The organism is Spirosoma sp., from assembly GCF_026391055.1.
Taxonomy (GTDB): Bacteria; Bacteroidota; Bacteroidia; order Cytophagales; family Spirosomataceae; genus Spirosoma.
The window spans coordinates 172,323-194,189 of record NZ_JAPLET010000015.1 but is presented as its reverse complement, the minus strand read 5'-3'; the positions used below and the strand labels follow the sequence as shown (position 1 = coordinate 194,189).

15 protein-coding genes are annotated in these 21,867 nt (G+C 47.6%); 4 read left to right on the top strand and 11 right to left on the bottom strand.

From position 1 onward, the window contains the following. Window positions 1–262: 262 nt before the first annotated feature. The 7 genes from NT073_RS06460 to NT073_RS06430 form a co-directional block, all read right to left on the bottom strand. The gene (locus NT073_RS06460) at window positions 263–1,459 is read right to left on the bottom strand and encodes a glycosyltransferase family 1 protein (RefSeq protein ID WP_297370530.1); all 1,197 of its coding nucleotides are present in this window, start codon (window positions 1,457–1,459) and stop codon (window positions 263–265) included. Then, complete coding sequence (locus NT073_RS06455) at window positions 1,456–1,881, bottom strand: GNAT family N-acetyltransferase (protein ID WP_297370526.1); 426 nt, start codon at window positions 1,879–1,881, stop codon at window positions 1,456–1,458. The genes NT073_RS06460 and NT073_RS06455 overlap by 4 nt, the downstream gene beginning before the upstream one ends. Then, complete coding sequence (locus NT073_RS06450) at window positions 1,874–2,992, bottom strand: DegT/DnrJ/EryC1/StrS family aminotransferase (protein ID WP_297370523.1); 1,119 nt, start codon at window positions 2,990–2,992, stop codon at window positions 1,874–1,876. The genes NT073_RS06455 and NT073_RS06450 overlap by 8 nt, the downstream gene beginning before the upstream one ends. Before the next feature lie 89 nt (window positions 2,993–3,081). Further along, a complete protein-coding gene (locus NT073_RS06445) occupies window positions 3,082–4,446 on the bottom strand; it encodes an MATE family efflux transporter (protein WP_297370520.1) in 1,365 nt (454 codons plus the stop codon). Window positions 4,447–4,612: 166 nt separating this feature from the next. Then, window positions 4,613–4,897, bottom strand: a complete 285-nt coding sequence (locus NT073_RS06440; protein WP_297371639.1) for a GDP-mannose 4,6-dehydratase — start codon at window positions 4,895–4,897, stop codon at window positions 4,613–4,615. A gap of 239 nt (window positions 4,898–5,136) precedes the next feature. Further along, on the bottom strand, window positions 5,137–6,216 hold the full coding sequence (locus NT073_RS06435; RefSeq protein WP_297370517.1) for a lipopolysaccharide biosynthesis protein: 1,080 nt from the start codon (window positions 6,214–6,216) through the stop codon (window positions 5,137–5,139). A 20-nt stretch (window positions 6,217–6,236) separates the two neighbouring features. Then, entirely contained in the window at window positions 6,237–8,636 is a 2,400-nt protein-coding gene (locus NT073_RS06430) for an SLBB domain-containing protein (RefSeq protein WP_297370514.1), read from the bottom strand. A 254-nt stretch (window positions 8,637–8,890) separates the two neighbouring features. Here NT073_RS06430 and secA point away from each other — a divergent pair, with 254 nt between their 5' ends. The 4 genes from secA to NT073_RS06410 all read left to right on the top strand — a co-directional run bounded on the left by secA (window position 8,891) and on the right by NT073_RS06410 (window position 15,689). Then, entirely contained in the window at window positions 8,891–12,283 is a 3,393-nt protein-coding gene (secA, locus tag NT073_RS06425) for a preprotein translocase subunit SecA (RefSeq protein WP_297370511.1), read from the top strand. 106 nt (window positions 12,284–12,389) lie between these two features. Further along, window positions 12,390–13,472, top strand: a complete 1,083-nt coding sequence (locus NT073_RS06420; protein WP_297370508.1) for a hypothetical protein — start codon at window positions 12,390–12,392, stop codon at window positions 13,470–13,472. An 11-nt stretch (window positions 13,473–13,483) separates the two neighbouring features. After that, the gene (locus NT073_RS06415; RefSeq protein ID WP_297370505.1) at window positions 13,484–14,611 is read left to right on the top strand and encodes a glycosyltransferase family 4 protein; all 1,128 of its coding nucleotides are present in this window, start codon (window positions 13,484–13,486) and stop codon (window positions 14,609–14,611) included. Between the two features lie 139 nt (window positions 14,612–14,750). Further along, window positions 14,751–15,689: a ketoacyl-ACP synthase III gene (locus NT073_RS06410; protein WP_297370502.1), complete on the top strand. Its 939-nt coding sequence runs from the start codon at window positions 14,751–14,753 to the stop codon at window positions 15,687–15,689. A 94-nt stretch (window positions 15,690–15,783) separates the two neighbouring features. Here NT073_RS06410 and NT073_RS06405 read toward each other — a convergent pair whose 3' ends face one another. From NT073_RS06405 to NT073_RS06390, 4 genes are all read right to left on the bottom strand, one after another. Further along, complete coding sequence (locus NT073_RS06405; RefSeq protein ID WP_297370500.1) at window positions 15,784–17,754, bottom strand: M1 family metallopeptidase; 1,971 nt, start codon at window positions 17,752–17,754, stop codon at window positions 15,784–15,786. A gap of 123 nt (window positions 17,755–17,877) precedes the next feature. Then, window positions 17,878–18,486, bottom strand: a complete 609-nt coding sequence (locus tag NT073_RS06400; protein WP_297370497.1) for a heme-copper oxidase subunit III — start codon at window positions 18,484–18,486, stop codon at window positions 17,878–17,880. Window positions 18,487–18,537: 51 nt separating this feature from the next. Further along, window positions 18,538–19,350, bottom strand: coding sequence for a 4-(cytidine 5'-diphospho)-2-C-methyl-D-erythritol kinase (gene ispE, locus NT073_RS06395; protein ID WP_297370494.1), 813 nt, complete (start codon window positions 19,348–19,350; stop codon window positions 18,538–18,540). Between the two features lie 57 nt (window positions 19,351–19,407). Continuing rightward, window positions 19,408–21,849 (bottom strand): OmpA family protein, encoded by a 2,442-nt coding sequence (locus NT073_RS06390; protein ID WP_297370492.1) that lies wholly within the window; start codon window positions 21,847–21,849, stop codon window positions 19,408–19,410. Window positions 21,850–21,867 lie beyond the last annotated feature (18 nt).

Genomic DNA, 21,867 nt, shown 5'->3' with positions numbered 1-21,867 from the left:
AATTCTCAAATATAGTTATCTAAAATTATTTCATAAATAATTTTAGATAACTATATTTTATATTAAAAAGTCACTATAGCATTCATTTAAATCCAATAAAATTCCCTTTTTAAAGTTTGATCATCAGCTTGCTTACTTCGAAAAGCGTAAATAAATTCATTTAATTAATCCAGGTAACGAAAGTTATTAGAAATATTAAGAAGTGCATCTTCATTTTATCATTTTATGGAATACAGATGCTCATGAAATCACAGCAAAAAAGTTAGGATAAGTTACCACTGTTCAAGCTAGCCATTGCTTCAGTAAACTTACCTAAAGCATTTGTGTTTCTCAATCTTTTTGCCTGTGCTCGACTATTAATCAAATTACTTTCCCTGTATCGTTGATCAAAACAAATTTTATTAACTTTATCTGCAATTTCAGGAATGTTATTCGGAGAGAAAACATAACTTTCATCCCCAATCGTCTCTGGCAATGACGTCACATTGGAACAAACTACTGGAATTCCCATTAAAATACTTTCCATTAATGGGAAGCTACCTGCTTCATATGTAGTGGGCACTACTACGGCTTGTGCTGTATGGTATAATGAGTATAACTCATGTTCATTAACCACTCCTAAAAAATGAACTTGATTTGGTATATTTACTCGTAGAATTTCTTCTTCAATTACTTTGATATAACTGGTTTTATGCCCTGTAAATACAACGTTTAAAGTGATACCGTAATTATCTTTCAGGTAACCTATAGCTCTAATTAGGTTTATGTGATTTTTATGAGGCCAAGTAATAGCTGGATAAAAGATAAATTTATCTGGCAGCTCATAATTATCAAGACTTACTTTATGTTCTGGCAAAAATTTATCGAACCATAAATTTTGCATATCTAACAAGCAAACTAATATACTATTAGCAGGCCGTTGGAAATATTTAATTAAATCTTCCTTTACATGCTCATAACTGACTACTATCAATGAGCTTTCCTCTGCTATAATATTATGCTGTAGGGTTCGCGCTAAGCGTTCTTTTGGCGAGAAGAACTCTGGGAAATGTATCTCTTGAACATCATGTAAAGTAACTATTGTTTTGCGGGTAGTTGATGGCAAATGTTGATAGGGGCAGCAAAGTATGTCTATTTTATACTTTTTACAAAGCTGCTCTGCATGACTAAATACTTTTCTAACCGTGGTAATCTTACCTTTTATTAAAATTTCATTTAACAGCCGCAATGTGTACCAAAGAAGCTTTTCGACCCTTCGTTCCTGTCCAATTTTAGGCGGTATTAATATAAGGTTCGGATACTCCTTTATAAGTGAAATTATGACAGGTTCTTGCGAATTGTGTAGTACAAAATACTCATTTTTTTTATCCTGAGATAATATTTTTAATAATGCACAAGCATACTGCAAAACCCCTCCATTCTTTTGGGTTATATCTGGCAAATAATATAAAATCCTCATTGCAATTTACATTGATACTTGTAAAAGGTCCCAGCTTCGGCAATCCGAACAAAATTATAGCGTTCGTATAGTTTTATTGCTTTAAGGTTAGTCCTATCTACAGTTAATACAATCGACTGTTCTTTTTTGCTGATAGCATAGCTGATGAGATAATCCATCATTTTTTTACCTAGCCCGAGCCCTTGAGCTTTCTCGGCAACAGCAATGCCTAGCCACAAGCTTTCTCCTTCCCGGTCTAAGTGCCCATAAGCAACCGGCTTACCTGTCTCATCTGTTAGTATAACGGCCAATACATGTTTCAGAACTGTTTCGACGGGCCTCTTATCGAAGTACCGGAAAGTTGCAACGCCGTTTCCCAGCTCACGCAGAAAATCATTAACCAGGTTAATATTTTCTGCGTGTATATGGTGGTATTTATACATTTCCAAAGAATGATTTCACGCTGTCAACAACATGTTCGACATCTTCTTTGGATAAGCCGGGATAACTTGGCAGATTCATGCCACGCCATCCTAAGTCCTCTGCTGTTTTAAAGCGTGCAAATTTTTGCGAATACATAGGCATAGTATGCACCGGGTAAAACAAAGGCCGCGTTTCAATGCCTTTCTTTGCCAGATGATCACGTAATGGATCACGGTCTTTTGCAGAAGCGACCAGTACAGAGCACATCCAGTAAGAATGATACACATCACCAACAGGCTCATGAAACGTTAGACCGGTTCCTTCAAATCCTTCTTTATACCAGGTAGCTATCTGTTTCTTTTGATTCAAAAAGACATCAATATTTTCCAGTTGAGCAAGCCCAATTGCTGCACAAATATTTGTCATTCTGTAATTATAGCCGACAACATCATGCCAGTACTGACGGTGTTTCGCTAATCCCTGTCCTTTAAAATGAACACAACGATCATATAGTGTTTCGTCATTCATTACAACCATACCCCCCTCTCCCGTAGTAATGGTTTTGTTACCGTAGAAGCTAAACGTAGCAATATCGCCAAAACTACCGGTATGCTGCCCTTTATATAAACTTCCGAATGATTCGGCACAGTCTTCCACAACGAACAGATCATGCTCTTTGGCAATCGGCATAATACGATCCATATCACATGGATGGCCATATAGATGAACGCATAAAACAGCTTTTGTTCTCTTCGTGATTTTACGTTCAAGATCAGCAGGGTCCATCTGCCAGCTATCGGCCAGAGAATCAATAAATACTGGAGTAGCTCCTGTGTAGGTAATTGCATTGACAGAAGCGATATAGGTTAATGTTGGCACAATAACTTCGTCGCCTTCACCAATGCCCAGGGCTAGTAAGGCTAAATGTATAGCTACCGTTCCGTTGCAGACTGCTGCGGCATGATTTACCCCTAAGTACTTTGCAACACCTTCTTCAAACAGATCAATATATTTTCCCTTTGAGGATATCCAGGACGAGTCAAGACAGTCTAGCACATATTTTTTCTCATTACCAATTAATGACGGCTGGTAGACTGGCAACTGCTTTAAAACTTGAACAGAGTTTTCCATATTTATTGATAATTAATTATACCGTATGATGTAAAATGAACGGTGAAAATCAAACGATGGCCATAACTTAGCTTTTATTAGCTCATCGTTTACTTATCCCAAATTCCAGTTGCTTTGCCAGTAGATAGCTTCCATGCTTGCAATCCTCCAATTACGGAGCCAATCAACAAAGAAAAGCTGGTAGCGATAATAACCCCAGAGCTTCCTAATCCAAGCGTTTTACCAAAAAAGATGGATAGAGGTATATTGATCAACGCAGCTATAGCAGATAAGTAAAGTTGGAGTTTAACTTTCCCAAGACCGTTTATTATTGTGACTGTCACACTATTCCAGCAACTGATTATCACAAAAATTCCCATACACACACTTAATGTAAAGGATATGTTTACCCTATCTCCTATCCAAATTGAATAAATTGACTTTGATACTGTTATCATTAATATAACAACAATAACTAAGCCTACCCATAACTTTTGCAAATACCTATAAGTCTGTTTTATCCAATTCAAATCACTTTTGGCGTAGGCTTCAGTAAAAGCAGACCAGTAGGGCGTAATGACAATAGCAAATACAGTATTGATGGAATTAAAGTAGCGAAAGGCCACATTGTATGTCGTTACCTCAGCAGGTCCAAATAGTTGAGTAATGATCAGGTTATCTGTATAGAACAGCACGACAACCGCCATTTGGATAAAGAAAAACTTATAGCCAAGCGATAGTAAACTTTTGGCATACTGAAAATCGGCCAGTTTGAGAGAAGGCCGATACATATTCAATTTATTCCTGTAAAGAACAAACCCACTGATTAGTAGAACAACTATCGGACTGAGTACAGTTACCGCACCTAGATAAAACAGATTAGCATTGCTGAATTTAGTTAATAGATACGTCCCAACCAGAATTACAATATTCGAAAGCAGATTAATAAAGCCCGCTAGACCTGAATCCTGAATGGCGAAGAGCACATACGACAAAATATCCAGCAGCATTTTAACCGCCATGGATACAGCCGTCATTAAAATGATTAGCTGAAGCTGTTCATTATCAATACTTGTATTCAGCAGCTTTTGCCAAGGTATATAACTGAATAAGACTATAAACAGTAAGCTGAAACCTGTCTGTAACAAGCCAAAAATAGCGTAAGCTGTACTTACATATACACGAGCCAGTGTCATGTCCTGTTTGGTTACAGCTTCGGACAATTTGTTACGCAGCCCATTTCCAACCCCAATGTCAAACAGGGCTATCATTGTAACAATAGAACTGATTGTTAACCAGGTACCGTAGGTTTCTTTCGATAAATAATCAATTGTTAATGGTACCAGCACCAACGAAATAATGATACCTCCCCCTTTAACAGCTAATCCAAATAATGTATTTAGATGAGCTTTGCGTGTACGTGGGTGCGTAGCCCTTATACGCTCACGGAAGGCTGCTATTGATGCGTTTTTCAAAATAACATTCACTTATATTGCTCTTTCAATTGTTCAATTTGCATCGTTTACCATGAAGCGTCCTACGTCTTCCATCTGACAACGAGCAATCCAATTTATCCACAACCCTTTTTGGATTAGCATGTCCTTCACTAATGCTGGTCGGCCGAAACAACTACAAATCAAGCTATACATGATCCTGCCAGTTTAGGCCAACAGCATTGAAGACAACTTGAATGAAATCTCGAAGCTGATTGGTTTGCCCGGTGGCGGTCACATAATCATCCGCCTGCTGCTGTTGGAGCATTAACCACATCGCTTCTATATAATCGGGACCCCAATCCCGAGCAATCTCAATATTACTTAAGGTTAACACTTCAGTGCTTCCCTTAGCTACACGACGCGCTGCAGATACTATTTTTTGCCTTACGACTCGCTCAGGACACAAGGGAGACTCATGATTGAAAAGAATACCTGTACTAGCGTGTAATTGATATGATTCCCGATAATTGGCGACCTACCAGAATGCAGCTGCGTTTGCTACGCAATGAGAGTTAAGAGGCCGAAAAGGCTTCATCTCGTCGGCAGCTAAACTACCCGTATCATGGATACATTCGCTTGAATCGGCATTGTAAGATTTTATCAGCAGGTCACTGAATCGAATCGCTTCGAGAAGGTTTTATGCCACATATTAAGGTTGTCTTCACAAGATTACTTTGTCGAATTACGAAAACGGCTAATTCCGTACGTAACAATTCCTAATAAGACTCCTATTACGGCAAAGCCCAAAATAATAACAGTGCGTTTAGGTCCACTTTTTTTCAAAGGAATAAGAGATGGCTCTAAGACTTTAAAAACGGGAGATTCTTCGGCAACTTTAATTTTTGCCTGCTCCAGTTGTTTTGAAAGATCAGTGTATACACTCTGCGTTAGCAAAAACTCCGCTTGAATACGCTGCTCCTCAATCTTTGCTGTTTCTAAAAAGACATTTCGGTTCCGATCTCTATAGCTGGATAATGCGTACTCTGCTCGTTGATAACGGCTTTTTGCATCATTAACCTGATTAGTTAAGAACTGAACTTGGTTCCTCGCCTTTTCTGTCCGGTAACTAACAATATAATTTGTTAGATATTCCAATGACAAACGAGCAGTCGTGGCTGCCACAACCGGATCAGGTAGTGTAGCGGATACCGTGATAATGGCCGTTTTTTTATCAAAGGTAGCTGACACTGCTTCATGTATTTTCAGAATAAATTCCTCCTGTTTTTTTGTAATTTGCAATGTCTTGCTTCGATTGTTTGGATCAAGTACAATGAGCTTTTCATCGTTCTCCCCTTCAGAAGATTTACCGAACCAAGACTGTCCGTCTTGCTCCTCAAAGAAAGTCTGCAGTGATGTTTCTTTCTTCAGAAGCTGCGAATAAACAGGTTGCTGTAAAAGGTGCAAAGCAAATGGGACACTCTGTAACACGTTAGGATATACATCTGGCCGGATGGCATCTACACTTCCTCCCATGGAACTACTACCAATATCAATACCAGCTAAACCTGCTAATGAACTTAACCCCCCTAGCCCTCCGGCTTTCGACTGAATTTCGGGCATAACTGTCACGAAAGCGCTATACTGGTTTGGTTTTGAGAATGCATATAAGGCGCCTATTAAAAGCATTACAACTCCTCCTATTAAAGCAGCCTTACGACTATTCCTCAAAAATTGCACAATATCACTCAGCCGAATCTCGATTTCGTCCTCCTCTGTATTTCTTTGTTTATTATCCTCCGTAACTGACATAATTACTCCTGAATTGATAGTTAACGAAGCAGAACATTGATGAGCGCAATGGATACCGTTGCCAATAATGAAAAGATACCTATCCGTTCACCAGGAGTTAGCCGATTCGAATCAATAGGTTTGAACGGAATATTAATAGTTGAACCAGGCTCAACGCGGGGGCGGGAGACGAAAAACAGAAAGCTATGTGAGCGATCTTTCCGCCCGTTTGGATAGACGATGTACGCTTTTCTTTGGCGGGCATTATCTGTAAAACCGCCCGCTTCACTTATGTAGTCATCAAACTTGAAGTCTCCTTTAAAACTAATAGATGATGGATTCAATACAGCTCCCTGAACCGTAATAATTTCTGAACGACGGGGTATAAATAGCGTATCTCTATCCTGAAGCAATAAGTTCTCTTCCACATTTGGATTCGCGATGAGGTCACGCAGGTCATTCCCAATTAACTGTCCATTCCGGCGAAACTGCGCTCCCGCCATGTAGGCTTCGGGTTTGAGTCCACCGGCACGCTTTATAACATCACCAATACGCTCCTGTCGGTTAGCTATAGCGTAGTTCCCGGGTTGCATTACTTCGCCATACACCATCACCTGCCGCTGCGATTCGTAGTTGGGCGATGTTCGAACATAAACGATATCGAACGGCTGCAGCCGGAATTCCGGCGAGCTGCCGGGAGTGACCTCCATAGGGGTAATCTGCAGGTTCCGATCAATGGCAAAGCGGTATATCTCCATCATCGTTTTGCGTACCCCTGCCGAGTCCTGACGGATACGCCGGGCTACCTCAATCAGGTTAGGCTTGGCCCCTTCCTGAAACCCCCCGGCATGAGCAATCAGATCGGCAACGCTCATGTTGGCAATGAAGTCGATGGTATCGGGCATGTTCACCGCCCCTTCAATAGTTACGTAATACGGTTCCCGAAGCTCACGGATGGATAGAACCGTCAGGCTATCCTGACTTTGCAGCGGAATATCGGCAACTTCGCCACGCATGAGTTTACCCAGATCGAAAGACAGATTCTCGCGGTCCATATCGGCCCGTTCGCGGACAATAGTTGCCCTGTTGGTAAACGCATCTTTACGTAGACCATCGGCCCGGGTGATAAGCTGACGGACCGTTTCCAGTCCCGGTTCGAGCGAGTAATCGCCGGGGCGCATAACGGCACCAGCCACCTGAACGCGGTTTTCGTAACGCTCCAGAATTTTACCAACGTTATATTTATCACCGGCTTTTGGAACGAAGGCGGCAATCTGCTCTTCCGTTATCGTAACGATCCGGCGTTCGCGAGCGGTATTGCGCCGGAGCGTAATGGAAGCCCGATAGGCGTCATCACCAAAACCACCGGCAAAGGCCAGCAGCGTTTTCAGAGTTTCGCCGGGTAATATTTCAAAAATAGCGGGTCGACGAACTTGCCCGGTGAGTTCAACGTGTGCTTCGTAATCGGCTACGCGAATTACATCCTGATCCTGTAGGCGAATGTTGTCGCGCTGGTCGGCCCGTAAAATGAAGTCGTATAAGTCAAGGGTTCTAACAACACGGTTGCCCCGAACAATATTGATTTTACGAAATGACCCGGTTTCGGGGTTTGGCCCACCCGCCAGGTAGAGCGCATTCATGACGGAGCCCAGCGAAGAGATAGTATAAGTTCCCGGCCGAACGACCTCTCCTACCAGAATGACCCGAATGCTACGGATATTCGTTAACGTGACGTTAGCACTGGTTCCACTACCCGGCCGACCTAGTCCCTGATAACCACCCTGGCGCAAGCGGGCAATAATGCGCTGCTCAGCCTGTTCAATAGTTAAGCCACTAACAAAAATTGGAGCCAGATCCGGCACTTTCACCGTTCCATCGGGACTGACTTTCAACTGAAAATCGCCGGTTGAAGCTCCCGAAATGTCAATCCTTATTTCGTCATCGGGCCCTACGATGTAGTTGCGGGGTGTTGCGATCCGCAGGTTGGGCTCAAATGACATTTTGGCATTTTCGAACAAAGAGGCACCAAACACTTTAAGCTTTTTGGTCGTGTCTTTGCGAATACTGTCGACCTCCAGGGTATCTGATCGCATGGACAGATCGGATGGAAGCCCGCGACCTCTGGAGCTTTCTTTGGAGAGCTGATTTTGCGGCAGGGATGTTGACGTGCGAAGCTGCGCCATGCGCTTCCGCATTTTAGCAATGTCATCGAGCGTATACCCCTGCGACATAGCCGCCTGCTCAATCTGAACTTCACTTAAGCCACTTGCCTGTGCCTTTCGATAGAAGTTTTGTACGTCTTCGTCACTCAACTGGTCTACTCGCGAGCGGGGACGCTGAGCTACTGCCTGGAAAGCTCCTGCCAGTAGAAAAACCAGTAAAATAGTGTGAAACGAGCGTGAACGATGAAGAAAATGTGACAATTTGTCTTTAATAAACATAAACCATGGCTGTTGGGCCAAAATTTGAACTGCAAAAGTAATGGATTCCTTTTAAACAATGTTCCATATAATCATTGAGTACTATCCAACGGACTCTTCGATTGTAGTCCCGTTGTAATGCACTAAATTTGTGGCTAAAAGTCGGTTGGTCAGTCAATACGGACTGCTTTTGCTGCCATTGGTAACTAACAACTAATGTTTAAAACCTGTTGACCGCTGGAATAGACCGATAACGACTATTTAATAAAGATAATATGATTAACCTGATAGCTAAATTTTTCGGGACCAAATCGCAACGGGATATCAAGGAATTGCTTCCCTACGTTGAAAAGGTTAATGCCGAATTTGCTCAGTTAAAAGACCTCTCCAACGACGAACTACGTCGGGTATCCGCTGACCTCAAAGCACAGATTGCTGCCGAACTGGCCGACATCGACAACCAGATCAGCGAAATTAACGAGCATGTTAGTCATCCTGATGTGGATGTCAACGAAAAAGAGCGGCTCTTCAATCGAATTGATAAGCTCGAAGCCGACCGTAACACCGAACTGGAGCGCGTGTTGCTCGACATTCTTCCCCGTGCATTTGCCGTTGTTAAAGAAACAGCCCGCCGATTTACGGAGAATGAGCAGTTGACCGTTACCGCTACGGACTTCGACCGTGAGATTGCTACCCGCAAACGCAACGTTCAGATTGACGGCGATCAGGCCCACTGGTCCAACACCTGGGATGCTGCCGGAACACCCATCAAATGGGATATGGTGCATTATAATGTCCAGATCATTGGCGGGGTTGTGCTTCACCAGGGTAAAATTGCCGAAATGGCAACGGGCGAAGGGAAAACCCTCGTGGCTACTTTCCCGGCATTCCTCAACGGCCTGGCCGGTCGGGGTGTGCATATCGTTACGGTCAACGATTACCTGGCCAAGCGTGACTCCGAGTGGATGGCTCCTCTTTTCGAGTTTCACAGCATGCGGGTCGATTGCATCGACAAGCACCAGCCCAACTCAGAGCAACGGAAGATGGCCTATCTGGCCGATATTACCTACGGTACCAACAACGAATTTGGTTTCGATTACCTGCGCGATAATATGGCCCGTGAACCGGGCGAACTCGTTCAGCGGAAACACCATTACGCTATGGTCGATGAAGTCGACTCCGTACTGATCGACGATGCCCGGACACCGCTCATCATCAGCGGACCCGTTCCGCGTGGGGATGAACAGGATTATATCGAGTTGAAGCCCCGCGTATCCCGTCTGGTCGAAGCCCAGCGCAAACTGGTGTACGATTACCTGAACGACGCCAAGAAAAAGATTGCCGCCGGCGACGAAAAAGAAGGAGGCCTGTCTTTATTCCGGGCGTACCGTGGTTTGCCGAAGCACAAGCCGCTGATCAAGTTCCTGAGCGAAACCGGCAACAAAGCCCTGCTTCAGAAAACGGAATCGATTTATCTGGCCGAAAACCAGAAGCTGATGCCCGAAGCCGACGCTCCCTTGTATTTCACCATCGACGAGCGGCACAACGGTATTGACCTGACCGAAAAAGGAATCGACTACATTACCGGCTCGGGCGAAGATCCGAACTTCTTCATCCTGCCCGATTTGTCCATCGACCTCAATGCCATTGACAAAGACAGCGACTTCTCGGAGCAGGAAAAAATTCTGCACAAAGAAGCCGTTGTTCGGGATTACGCCGTTAAAACCCAGCGTATCAATACCGTCAACCAGCTGTTGAAAGCCTATTGCTTATTCGAAAAAGACACCGAGTACGTGATCATGGACGGCAAGGTGAAGATCGTAGATGAGCAAACGGGCCGGATCATGGAAGGCCGCCGGTGGTCGGATGGTCTGCACCAGGCGGTTGAAGCCAAGGAGAACGTAAAAGTTGAAGACGCTACCCAGACCTACGCTACGGTTACGCTCCAGAACTATTTCCGGATGTACCACAAGCGGGCGGGTATGACCGGTACGGCCGAAACGGAAGCCTCCGAATTCTGGCAGATCTACAAAATGGACGTGGTTGTTATTCCAACGAACCGGGCCATTAGCCGGGCCGATGAAGAAGATAAAGTATACCGGTCGGTACGCGAAAAATACAATGCCGTTGTTGATGAGATTACCAGTCTCGTTGAAAAAGGACGGCCGGTACTGGTGGGTACGACCTCGGTCGAAAACTCCGAATTACTGAGCCGCCTACTGACGCTCCGCAAAATTCAGCACCAGGTATTGAACGCCAAATACCACCAGCGCGAAGCCGAAATTGTGGCTACCGCCGGTTTACCCGGCACCGTTACGATTGCCACCAACATGGCTGGTCGGGGTACGGATATTAAACTTACTCCCGAGTCGCGGGCAGCGGGTGGTCTGGCCATTATTGGTACAGAGCGTCACGAATCCCGCCGGGTCGACCGGCAGCTGCGTGGTCGGGCCGGTCGTCAGGGCGATCCGGGTACCTCGCAGTTCTTCGTCTCGCTGGAAGACAGCCTGATGCGGTTGTTCGGTTCTGAGCGGATTGCCAAAGTGATGGACCGTATGGGCCTGGAAGAAGGCGAAGTGATTCAGCACTCGATGATCACCAAGTCCATCGAGCGGGCGCAGAAGAAAGTAGAAGAGAACAACTTCGGTATTCGGAAGCGACTGCTTGAGTACGACGACGTGATGAACTACCAGCGCGAAGCGATTTACAAACGCCGTCGGAACGCGCTGTTCGGCGATCGTTTGCCACTGGACATTGCCAACACCATGTACGATGTGGTGGAAGAAACGGTGAACAACGCCGAAGGCAACTACGAAGAGATCAAACTTCAGTTGCTGACTACCCTTGGCCTTTCGCCCGCACTAACGGCAGAGGAGTTCAACCGTCTGAAAAAGCCGGATCAGACGCGCCGGTTGTACGAAGAAGCCGAAGCCAATTACCAGGCCAAAAACCAGGCGATTGCAGACAAAGCGTTGCCCGTACTGACGCAGGTTCTGAACGAGCAGGGTCATCAGATCAAAAACATCGTGGTACCTTTCTCCGATGGGATGCACGAACTGACGGTCGTTACCGATTTGCGGAAAGCGGTTGAATCGGGCGCGCGCGACATCGTAACGGAGATGGAGAAAGCTGTAACGCTGTCAGTCATCGACCAGGAATGGAAGGAACACCTCCGCGAGATGGACGATCTGAAACAGTCGGTTCAGAATGCGGTATTTGAGCAGAAGGACCCGTTGCTTGTTTACAAGTTCGAGTCTGTCGAGTTGTTCAAGCGCTTCCTGAACAAGGTCAACTTCGACACGATCAACTTCCTGACCAAAGCCGACATTCCGGCGCAGGATGCGGAAGAGGTTCAGCAGGAAATTCGTCAGGCTCCGGTTCAGCAACGGCCGCAGCCACAACCACAGCTCCATACGAACATGGAAGACTTTGACGACGACCACTTGGCTACCGGCCCCGAAGAATACGCCCGGCGTATGGCTGAGAACAACGCTATGGGCGCGGGAGCACCACCCATGGCGCCCCGTCAGGCTCCGGTACGGGTAGCCAAACTGGACCGCAACGCCCGCGTTAACGTTCAGTACGTCGATGGCTCGGTGAAGCGCGATGTGAAGTTCAAAACGGTTGAAAACGACGTGGTGAGCGGCAAGGCGATGCTCATTGATTAACAGACGATAACGCTTGATAAAACGCCCTTCGGATGCTAGATTCGAAGGGCGTTTTTGTGTGCATAAAAGAGCACTTTTTAGCTGATTAAGCCGTTAAATAGGCAGGATGAATAAAGCATTTTTTGCGCTGTTTATAGTTGGGTCACTCGCGCTTTTTTCAGCTCCGGACCCAATCCGGCTCCGCTCCGAGTCGCTGCCGTTTACCCCAAAGGAATTTTACATTGCTGCCGTTACCGACCAACGTTCAGACCGGGGTCCGGTGGCGCATCTGGCCCTGGTGCTGAACCAGCCGCCCCAACCCGTTGATCTGGAAAAAGGCGTAGCCAACAGTTTTATGCAGTTCATCAACCAGGGGCTCAAGCAGAATAAATCGTTGCGGCCCATTGCCATGCGTATCCGACAGTGCCGAGTCAGCGAAACAGCTTCGGGGAACCGTGTATCGGGTAAATTTACCTTTGCCGTTACCTTTGAGCTGCTCGGGAAAGATGATGATGGCAACGCTACCAGCACCCGCCTGACCGATTATCAGGGCAGTGCCACCTATACCCGCCCGTTGAGCGACCCATCGGTTATTGAGCCTACCATCCGGCAGGCCGTGGTCTCGTCGCTGCGCAGCTTAAACGAGTACATGAAACGGGAAAGCGGCAATAACGAAAAGCTGGCCCGGAGCCTCAAGATTATCTTTACCGACGATACCCGGATCACCGACGACGACACGGTTCACTATAACCCGGCCCGTAAGCTTACCTGGGACGATTTTAAGGCTCCTCCGCGTCAGGGTAGTCATTATGCCGCTGAAGTGTTTACCAGCTTTGCCTACGAGGGGAAAAGCAGTGTGAAAGACGGTGTTATCGTACTCAATCTTTCGGCCAAGGCCTACATGCTGAAACAGTCTTCCTGGGGCCGGGCCGATGCCCGCAACGCCTATGCGCTCAACCACGAACAACGCCACTTCGACATTGTGAAAATCATTGTGGAGCGCTTCAAGCGGAAAATCCAGCCCGAAAACCTGACGCTGGAAGATTACAACAGCATTACGCAATACCAGTTTCTGGAATCTTTTCGGGAGATGAGCCGGATGCAGACCCAGTATGATAATGAAACCAATCACAGCCTTAACCAGGCTGCTCAGGAGCGGTGGAATGAAAAGATCGACGCAGAACTGCGTACGTTTGGCGTTATTAAGTAGCAAACGCCTTCATGAAGAAAATCCGCGTCTTACACATTAGTACCGCGCACCCGCCCCAAGACCCGCGCGTGGTGTTCAAGCAATGTCAGACGCTGGCTTCGGTCTATGAAGTCTTTTGTGCCCTTCCGCATGCCGACCCGGCGGTTTTGCCAGGTATCCGTTTCGTTGGACTACCCTATTTTCGTCGGGTTATCTGGCGGTTGCTGATCACCTGCCCTCTTATTGTACTGCGCTGCATCTGGCTACGCCCTCGGCTTGTGCATGTGTACTCACCGGAGTTTTTGCCCTTTGCGTACGTATTTCGGTTGCTGGGGGCTCAGGTCATTTACGAAGTACAGGAGAATCTGCACAAAAAAATGCAGTTAAAGACCAGCAACAACGGGGCTTTGCTTCGGCAGATGTTCCGCCTGTTCGACCGGCTGGCCCAGCGGCATTTCTTCCTTATTTTTACGGAACACGGGTATTTGAGTACATACACGCAATTGGCCAGCCCCCATGTGGTCGTCTATAATTACCCGCTTCTGTCCTTTCTGGACCCCTTTTGTACACCGTATAACCCAAGTCCCGAAACCCCCTCTTTCTTTTACATTGGCTTGCTCAGCTTCGACCGGGCCGTTGATACATTGGTTGATAGCTTTGCCAAATTAGGAATAACCTACCCCCGGTTCATTGTGCATCTGTTTGGTCGGCGTACCTTTACGGATACAAATCTGGAAAACCTGCCCGGCTATGCCCGGATACGGGATCATCTCCACTTCTATGGGTATACAGACCAGCGTCTTGCTTTTCAGTATGCCCGTGGTGCCACGGCCGGACTGGCCCTGCTAAAGCCCGTTGGTGATTACCCAGAATCTTATACCACAAAATTGTTTGAATATATGGCCCTTGGCCTGCCCGTTATTACGTCCGACTTTCCACTTTACCGCGATATCGTTGACCGTCACCATTGCGGCTTCTGCGTTTCTCCCCATGATCCGGCACAACTAGCCGATTCGCTTGCTTACCTGATTGAAAACCCCGATGAGGCCCGCCGAATGGGACAGCGCGGACGCCAGGCTGTTGAGCAGCTTTACAACTGGTCGACGGAAGCGGGTAAGCTGCTCCAGTTTTATTCGCTCGTTCTTAAGACCACCAGATGACACAAAAAGTCATTAAAGACAGAACATAATCAATACATTATTGTATTGTTCTAATGTTCAATACCACGTTTTCCCGGAAGGATTTAACTTTAAGTACTAATTTGGGTTATACACGAATTAGCCCTATTTCTTTGGCCTGATGTATATACATGCAGTAAGCCATTATCTACCTTCGCAGATAGTTGGCAATGAACACTTTACCAATCTCAATGGCTTGTCCAGCGAGTGGATTATCGAACGTACGGGTATCGCAGAGCGACGCAAAGCCGGTCCTGGCGAGAATACAAATACCATGACAATTGAGGTTGTTCAGCGGCTCAGCGAAAAAACTGACCTGACCAGCGTCGATTTAATTGTTGGCGGTACCTATACGCCTTACGACACCATTGTTTCTCTGGCCCATGAAGCTCAGCATTACCTGGGTATTGCCGATATTCCCGTTATTTCGATTTCGACAGCCTGTTCGTCGTTGCTAAACGCCATCGAAGTGGTAGAAGGGTATTTTGCTCTGAATAAAGCAACGCGTGCGCTCGTCATCGTGTCGGAGCACAATACGCTTTATTATAACGAGACCGATACGATTTCGGGCCATTTATGGGGTGATGGAGCGGCTGCACTGCTCATTACGAAGGAACGCCAGAGTGACGGCGATTTCGCCATAAAAGCGTTGACGACCGGTGGGGCGGCTCATACGCCCAAAGCCACTACGGGGGTGATGATGAAACCGGCCGATGGGGGCGTTACCATGCCGCACGGACGGGATGTGTTCATTAATGCCTGCCTGTACATGCCGAAAGCCAGTTTACAGGTAATTGAGCAATGTGGCCTGACCCTCGCCGACATAGATTATATTTTGCCCCACCAGGCAAATCTGCGTATCTCGCGAAACGTCATGAAAACCCTGGGGCTACCCGAAGAAAAACTTATCTCCAATATACAACGCTACGGAAACACCGGTTGCGCCGGTTGTGCCATCGCCCTGTCCGAACAGTGGGATACGTTCCAGAAAGGCCAGCGGATCGTAATCACCGTCTTTGGCGGGGGCTACTCCTTCGGAGCGATGCTGGTGGAGGTTTAATTAATTAGTAAGTCGGTAAGTGGATGAGGCAAGAGTTACTCTTGCCTCATCCACTTACCGACTTACCAACTTAGGCGAAGCCGCTTACCGGCTTTTACTGTGCTTCTGCCCGCCAGACGTTGTTTTTGCTGTTGATGTCCGGCAATTTCTGGTCGGGGTCAACGACGACCGTCTTTAAGGGCGATGTCGAGTTGTATTTGAACGTCCAGGTGCCGCCCCGCTGCCATACTTCGATGGGCAGGTTTACGCGGCCTTTTTTGCCATTCGATTCGGTCACTTCGATAGTGACCGGCATAGCCAGTTTATCGAGGTTTTCGATGGAGATCAACGAGCCTTTGTCGGCAGCACCATCCACATATTTCACTTCTTTTACGCTCTGGTCGAGCTTCCACGTTTCGTAGAAATACCCGCGCCAGAACCAGCCCAAGTCTTCACCCGCGCCATCTTCCATCGTACGGAAGAAATCATACGGTGTCGGGTGCTTGAAGGCCCAGCGGCTCACGTAGTTTTTGAAGGCGTAATCGAAGCGGTCGGCCCCAAGAATCACATCGCGTAGAAGCTTCAGTCCCATGCCCGGCTTATAATACGCCAGAATACCCAGCGCCCGTGACTGCTGAACATCCGGAATGGTCATGATAGGCTCGGCCGGGTAGAACAACGCGGGCGCAATATCGTGCATGGTACCCCGCTCCCGGTCGTACTCGCCTTTGTTGAAATTAGCCGTCGATAGCGTATTGATAAAAGTATTGAAGCCTTCGTCCATCCAGGGGAATTTCCGCTCGTTGTTACCCACAATCATTGGGAACCAGTTGTGGCCAAATTCGTGATCGGTTACGCCCCAAAGCGCATCTTTCTTGTCCTTGTGATCGCAGAAGATGATACCGGGGTACTCCATTCCGCCAACGATACCCGCTACGTTGGTAGCCACCGGATAGCTGAATTCATAGAGGTAATTCGAGTAAAACTCAACGCAGCCTTTCACGTATTCGGTCGAACGATTCCAGGAGTCGTTTGTGGCACTTTCGGCCGGATAGACCGACTGGGCCAGGGCAGGCTTACCGCTCGGCAGGTTCATCTTAGCGGCATCCCACACAAACGCTTTAGACGAAGCCCAGGCCACATCGCGAGTGTTGAGACAGCGGAATTTCCAGGTCAGTGTACCCGTCCGCTTAGGTCGGGTATCTGGATTGTTCACTTCGTCTTTCCCCCGGATAATGACCGTCTTATCACTTTTACGGGCCTGATCGAGCCGTTTGAGCTGCTCGTTGGTCAGTACGTCAGATGGATTGAGCAACTCGCCCGAACCAACTACAATATGGTTCCAGGGAGCCGTGACGGTGTATTCGTAATCACCATAGTCTAGGTAAAACTCGCCTGCGCCCAGGTAAGGCAACACATTCCAGCCTTCGATGTCGTCATAAACGCACATGCGGGGGTACCATTGAGCTATTTCGTAGATAATCCCGTCTTTACGCTTCAGCTGGCCCATACGATCGGAGCCATACTCGGGAATTTTAAATGAATAAGCCACTTTCACTTTCACCACATCGCCGTTTGCCTTTACAGGTTCGGTCAGGCGTACCTGCATCCGGGTATCGGTGATGGTATAGGGCATGGTCGTGAATTTGCCTTTGCCCGCATCAACCGTCACGCTGGTGATGGTCAGCCCACCCGAAAAGCCCAGATTTCCGAAGCGACCGCCCGAAACAGGGGTCGTTTTAGAAGCCCGTGACGTGTCGCTAAAGGCGTTCTGATCCAACTGCAACCACAGATAAGGCAGTGTTTCGGGAGAGTTGTTCTTGTACGTAATCGTCACCTCGCCGGTGATTGTGTTTTGTTGATCATCGAGGGTAACGTTGATCTGATAATCAGAGCGATTTTGCCAGTAACGCGGTCCCGGTGCCCCACTCCCGGTCCGGTAATCGTTACCAGGCTGCATGTTAAAGAGCGGGTGAAAGAGTGCCAGCGGATCGTATTTCGAACCCGGCGTTGACGAAGGTGCAGTTTGGGCAAAGGATGCGAGGCTCAATGCCCACAATCCTGCCCAGAGAGCGATTTTTTTCATGAAAAAATATTGATACGAACGTAGTACTAAACAAATAACGATATAAAGCCCCGAAATCAGATAATTCTTGGCGAGAGCAGTGGTTTGAACCTAAGACATTGGCCTGCATGGAAACCAGATGACCTAGAGCGAGAGCCGCAGATCGAGGCCATGGTGAATGGCTAAAAAGATAAATAAACCAATCCAAAGAATGTCAACGAAGTGCCAATACAAAGAAATTAACTTGATTTTCAATGAGTTTGGCGGATTTACGCTGTAAACGAAAGAGTCGATGTAGAGCCGCCTGCGCAGGGCTTCGGCCAGCAGAATAGCCAGAAATATAAGTCCAACCAGAATATGGAGTAAATGAATACCGGATATAATATAGATGAAGCCCCCCGCCGGGTTACCCTCCAGACCGACACCCGCCCGCACCATCTGCCGCCAGCCCCAAGCCTGTAAGATTATAAATAATACGCCTAAGCCAAAGGTAGTGGCAATGTTGGTTCGGTAACTGCCAAAGCGTTCATGTCTGAAGGCTTGAATGGCGTTTTTCAGGGTCAGGCTGCTTAGCAAAATAACGCCCGTACTCACTAAAAAGACGTTCGGCAGCTTTATGTCACTCCAGCCGGGTGCTGTTCTGCGAACCACGTAGGCTACCAGCAGCATCGTAAACAGTATGATACTGCTGGCAATACCCATCCAAACCATAAAGCGGAACGGCTCACGCCGTTTCGTTATCAAATTGCTCATCTACTCAGGGTACAATAGTCGGGTTACGGTTTAGTTGATAGCAACGCCGGGTTACAACTTTCCTTTCCAAACGCGGTAATCTGAAAATTGGTTTGGCATATCGACAGGTGCATTAAAAATGCCATAGATGGTTGAACCAGAGCCACTCATGCTGGCATACACAGCCCCTGATTCATAGAGTTGGGCTTTCAGTTGGGGCAGTATGGGGTAGCGCGGAAATAAGCTATCTTCGAAATCATTATGGATTGTGTTTCGCCAGTTGGCAACAGGTTCCAGCAACTGCTCATTCAGGCTGGCTTCGGGCTGGTGGGGATTGATTCCGGCGTAGGCTTCGGCGGTAGAAATGGCCAGGTTAGGGTACACGAGCACAATGTAGTAGCCGTTCAGATCAACGGCAGTATCCGAAAACACATCCCCTTTCTGGGTGCAGTATAGCGGTCGGTTCTGAATAAAAAACGCACAGTCGCTACCCAGCAGCCGGGCATAGTCTTCCAGTTGCGGATTTGTTAGCCTTAGCGCAAACTGCTCATTTAGTAATTTTAGAGCAAAAGCCGCATCGGCTGAGCCTCCTCCTAAACCTGCCCCAATAGGCACCAGCTTGTGCAGATGCATCTGAACCGGAGGCAGATTGAAATCGGCTTTGAGTAAATTATAGGCACGGATACAAAGGTTGTGCTCCGGGTTACCCGGAATAGATAGTCCACTGCTGGTAAAGCTAACTTCGTGGGTCGACGCGGGAATAACTTCCAGTATATCTCCCCAGCCTACTGGATAAAAGCACGACTGTAAGTTATGAAACCCATCTGGCCGCTTCTCCGTAATACGAAGGCCCAGGTTGATTTTGCTGGTTGGAAACGTAAGCACTGACTGAGTGACGAATTAAGAGTGATGACTAGCCAGAGCAAAAATATCATTCATCCATCACTTTATCTCAATGACTCTAAATTCCGTCCGGCGGTTACGCTGGTGCTCGGCCTCGGTGCAAATGACATCGTCGGTGCAGTTATTCACCAGTTGCGACTCGCCCATGCCCAGCGTTGCCATACGCTTGCGGCTGATACCCTTCGAGGCCAGATAAGCCGCAACGGCTTTAGCCCGTTGTAAAGAAAGTGCTTTGTTGTGTTCGGCATCGCCCCGACTATCCGTATGCGAGCGTATTTCAATAATCAGCGATGGATATTTACGCATGGTAGCCACGACTTTATCCAGCTCACGGGCGGCATCCTCCCGAAGACTGGAATGATCCAGATCGTAGTAGATATTGTCAATTGTGACAACGTCGCCAACGCTCAACATCCGCAGATCGGCAGAAACCTCGTTGGGTTTTGTCTTTTTAGGAAGGCGCTTTATTCGGTTGGTATTCGTACCAAAGGCAGGCTTGGATGCCACCAGCGTGTAGTCACATCCTTCTTTCACCTCGAACATATACCGACCGTCCGGTCCGGTAATGTACTCTCGCTGGCTATGGTCGCATTCGTTTCGAATCCTGACGGTAACGCCCTCTATAGGCCGACGGTCGCGAGCCCCCATAATTACGCCCTGTACACGTGAGTGGATCAAAGGAGTGGCGGTCAGCACAAGGTTGTTATTGGATACGGCAATGGTATCGACAGCAATCGCTGGTTTTATTAAACCGATTTCCAGTCGGCTGGGCTGGTCGTCGGTAAGGGAGCGGGTGGTAAATCCCACCATACTGTTAATGTAGCCATCCCGGCTCGCCTGAAAGGTAAATGAATTACTGCCTTCCAGACAGATGCGCAGAAACCCGTTGGCGTCGCTCATCAATGTGCGATCCGGCTGGCCCTCTCCTTTTGATTTTATGAGCACACTAACGCTATCCAGCGATTGCTCTGTATTTGTATCGTATACCCGAATGGTCAGGTCACGGCATCCGAAGAGGGAGCTTTCCCGAACAAAGCGGTAGATGTCATCATTGCCATTGCGCCGGTTGCTGCTGAAATACCCGCCTGTGCGGTTCGCATCGGTAATAAGGCCGAAGTCATCCTGTGCGGAGTTAATGGGGGCGTCGAGCGGTTCGACAGACCTTACTGACTGCCCGTTGATCAGGCTGCCTACAAAAATATCCAGCCCGCCCAGCCCTTTACGGCCATCGGACGAAAAATAAAGGTTTCCGACCTCATCAACGAACGGGAACAGTTCATTGCCTTTGGTATTGATTACGGGCCCCATGTTGACGGGGCGTCCCCACTGCCCGTTTGTGTACCGACTGACGTACAAATCCGTACCGCCAAATCCCCCTGGCATATCGGAAGCGAAATATAGCAACTGCTCATCCTGACTCAGGGCCGGATGCCCAACGGAATACTCGTCACTATTGAACGGCAACTCTTCAATAGCTGTCCAGGAACCGTTTTGCTGAACAGCCGTGTAGAGCTTCAGTTTCGTAACCCCTTCGGCGCTTTTACTCGTCCGGCCGTTATTATAGTTATTGCGGGTAAATATGATGCGTAAGCCATCCTTCGAAAATGTAGCCGGACCTTCATGGTATTTAGTGTTGATGGTTCGGTTGAAGCGTTGCACAGGATCATCTTTGCGGTCGTCATAGCCCAACCCATCCGCAATGGAAACCCCTTCGTTAAAATTCGGCACCGTTCGTGAGTCATTAGCCGTTAGCCGGGAGTAACTATCCTCGCCGATTGTTGGACGACTTTTCGGACGGTTATCCGTTACTTTTTGCGTACTCCCATCAGCATTGATGAAGCTGGCTACTTTCAGGTTATTGCGGTTGGGCACATAGAACAGATCGAGATAACCGGCTCCGCCACCACCCATCGTTTCGATGGTCGATCCACCTTTTTGTCCGGCAACATACACAAGACCATCCCGGTAAAAGGCCGGACTGAACTCCTCTCCTTTCGAATTTAAGCCCAGATACTCCAGCCGATACCGTACCGTTTCTTTACGTGGACCGGCTACCGGAGCCACTGGTTGTGGCCGTGCCGGTAGTTTATCTTTCAGTTTCAGATAGCGCTCGTACTGCTGCTGCGATTCCTGAAACTTTCCATTACCAGCCAGTGTCTTCGCGTATTCGAGCGTCTGCTTTATATCTTCATTCGGATTAGAGGCCAGGGCTTCCCGATAATAGCGCTCAGCCTTCTGACTGTCGCCAACCTGCTGATAGGCAAAAGCCAAACGGCCCTGTATAGCCGATTTTTGGGTAACCGTCAGTTGTTTGTTATGCCCAGCCAATAGTTCAGCATAAGCCTCTATCGCGCGTCCATAGGCTTTATAAGTCAACAAGCGATCGGCTTGCTGAAGTAAGGAGTCAGACTGCGCCCAGGCAGTATAGCTCCTTAGCCACAGCACTACCCCCCATATCAATAGTTTCCAATTCGTACTCATTAGCGACGTATCGTCATG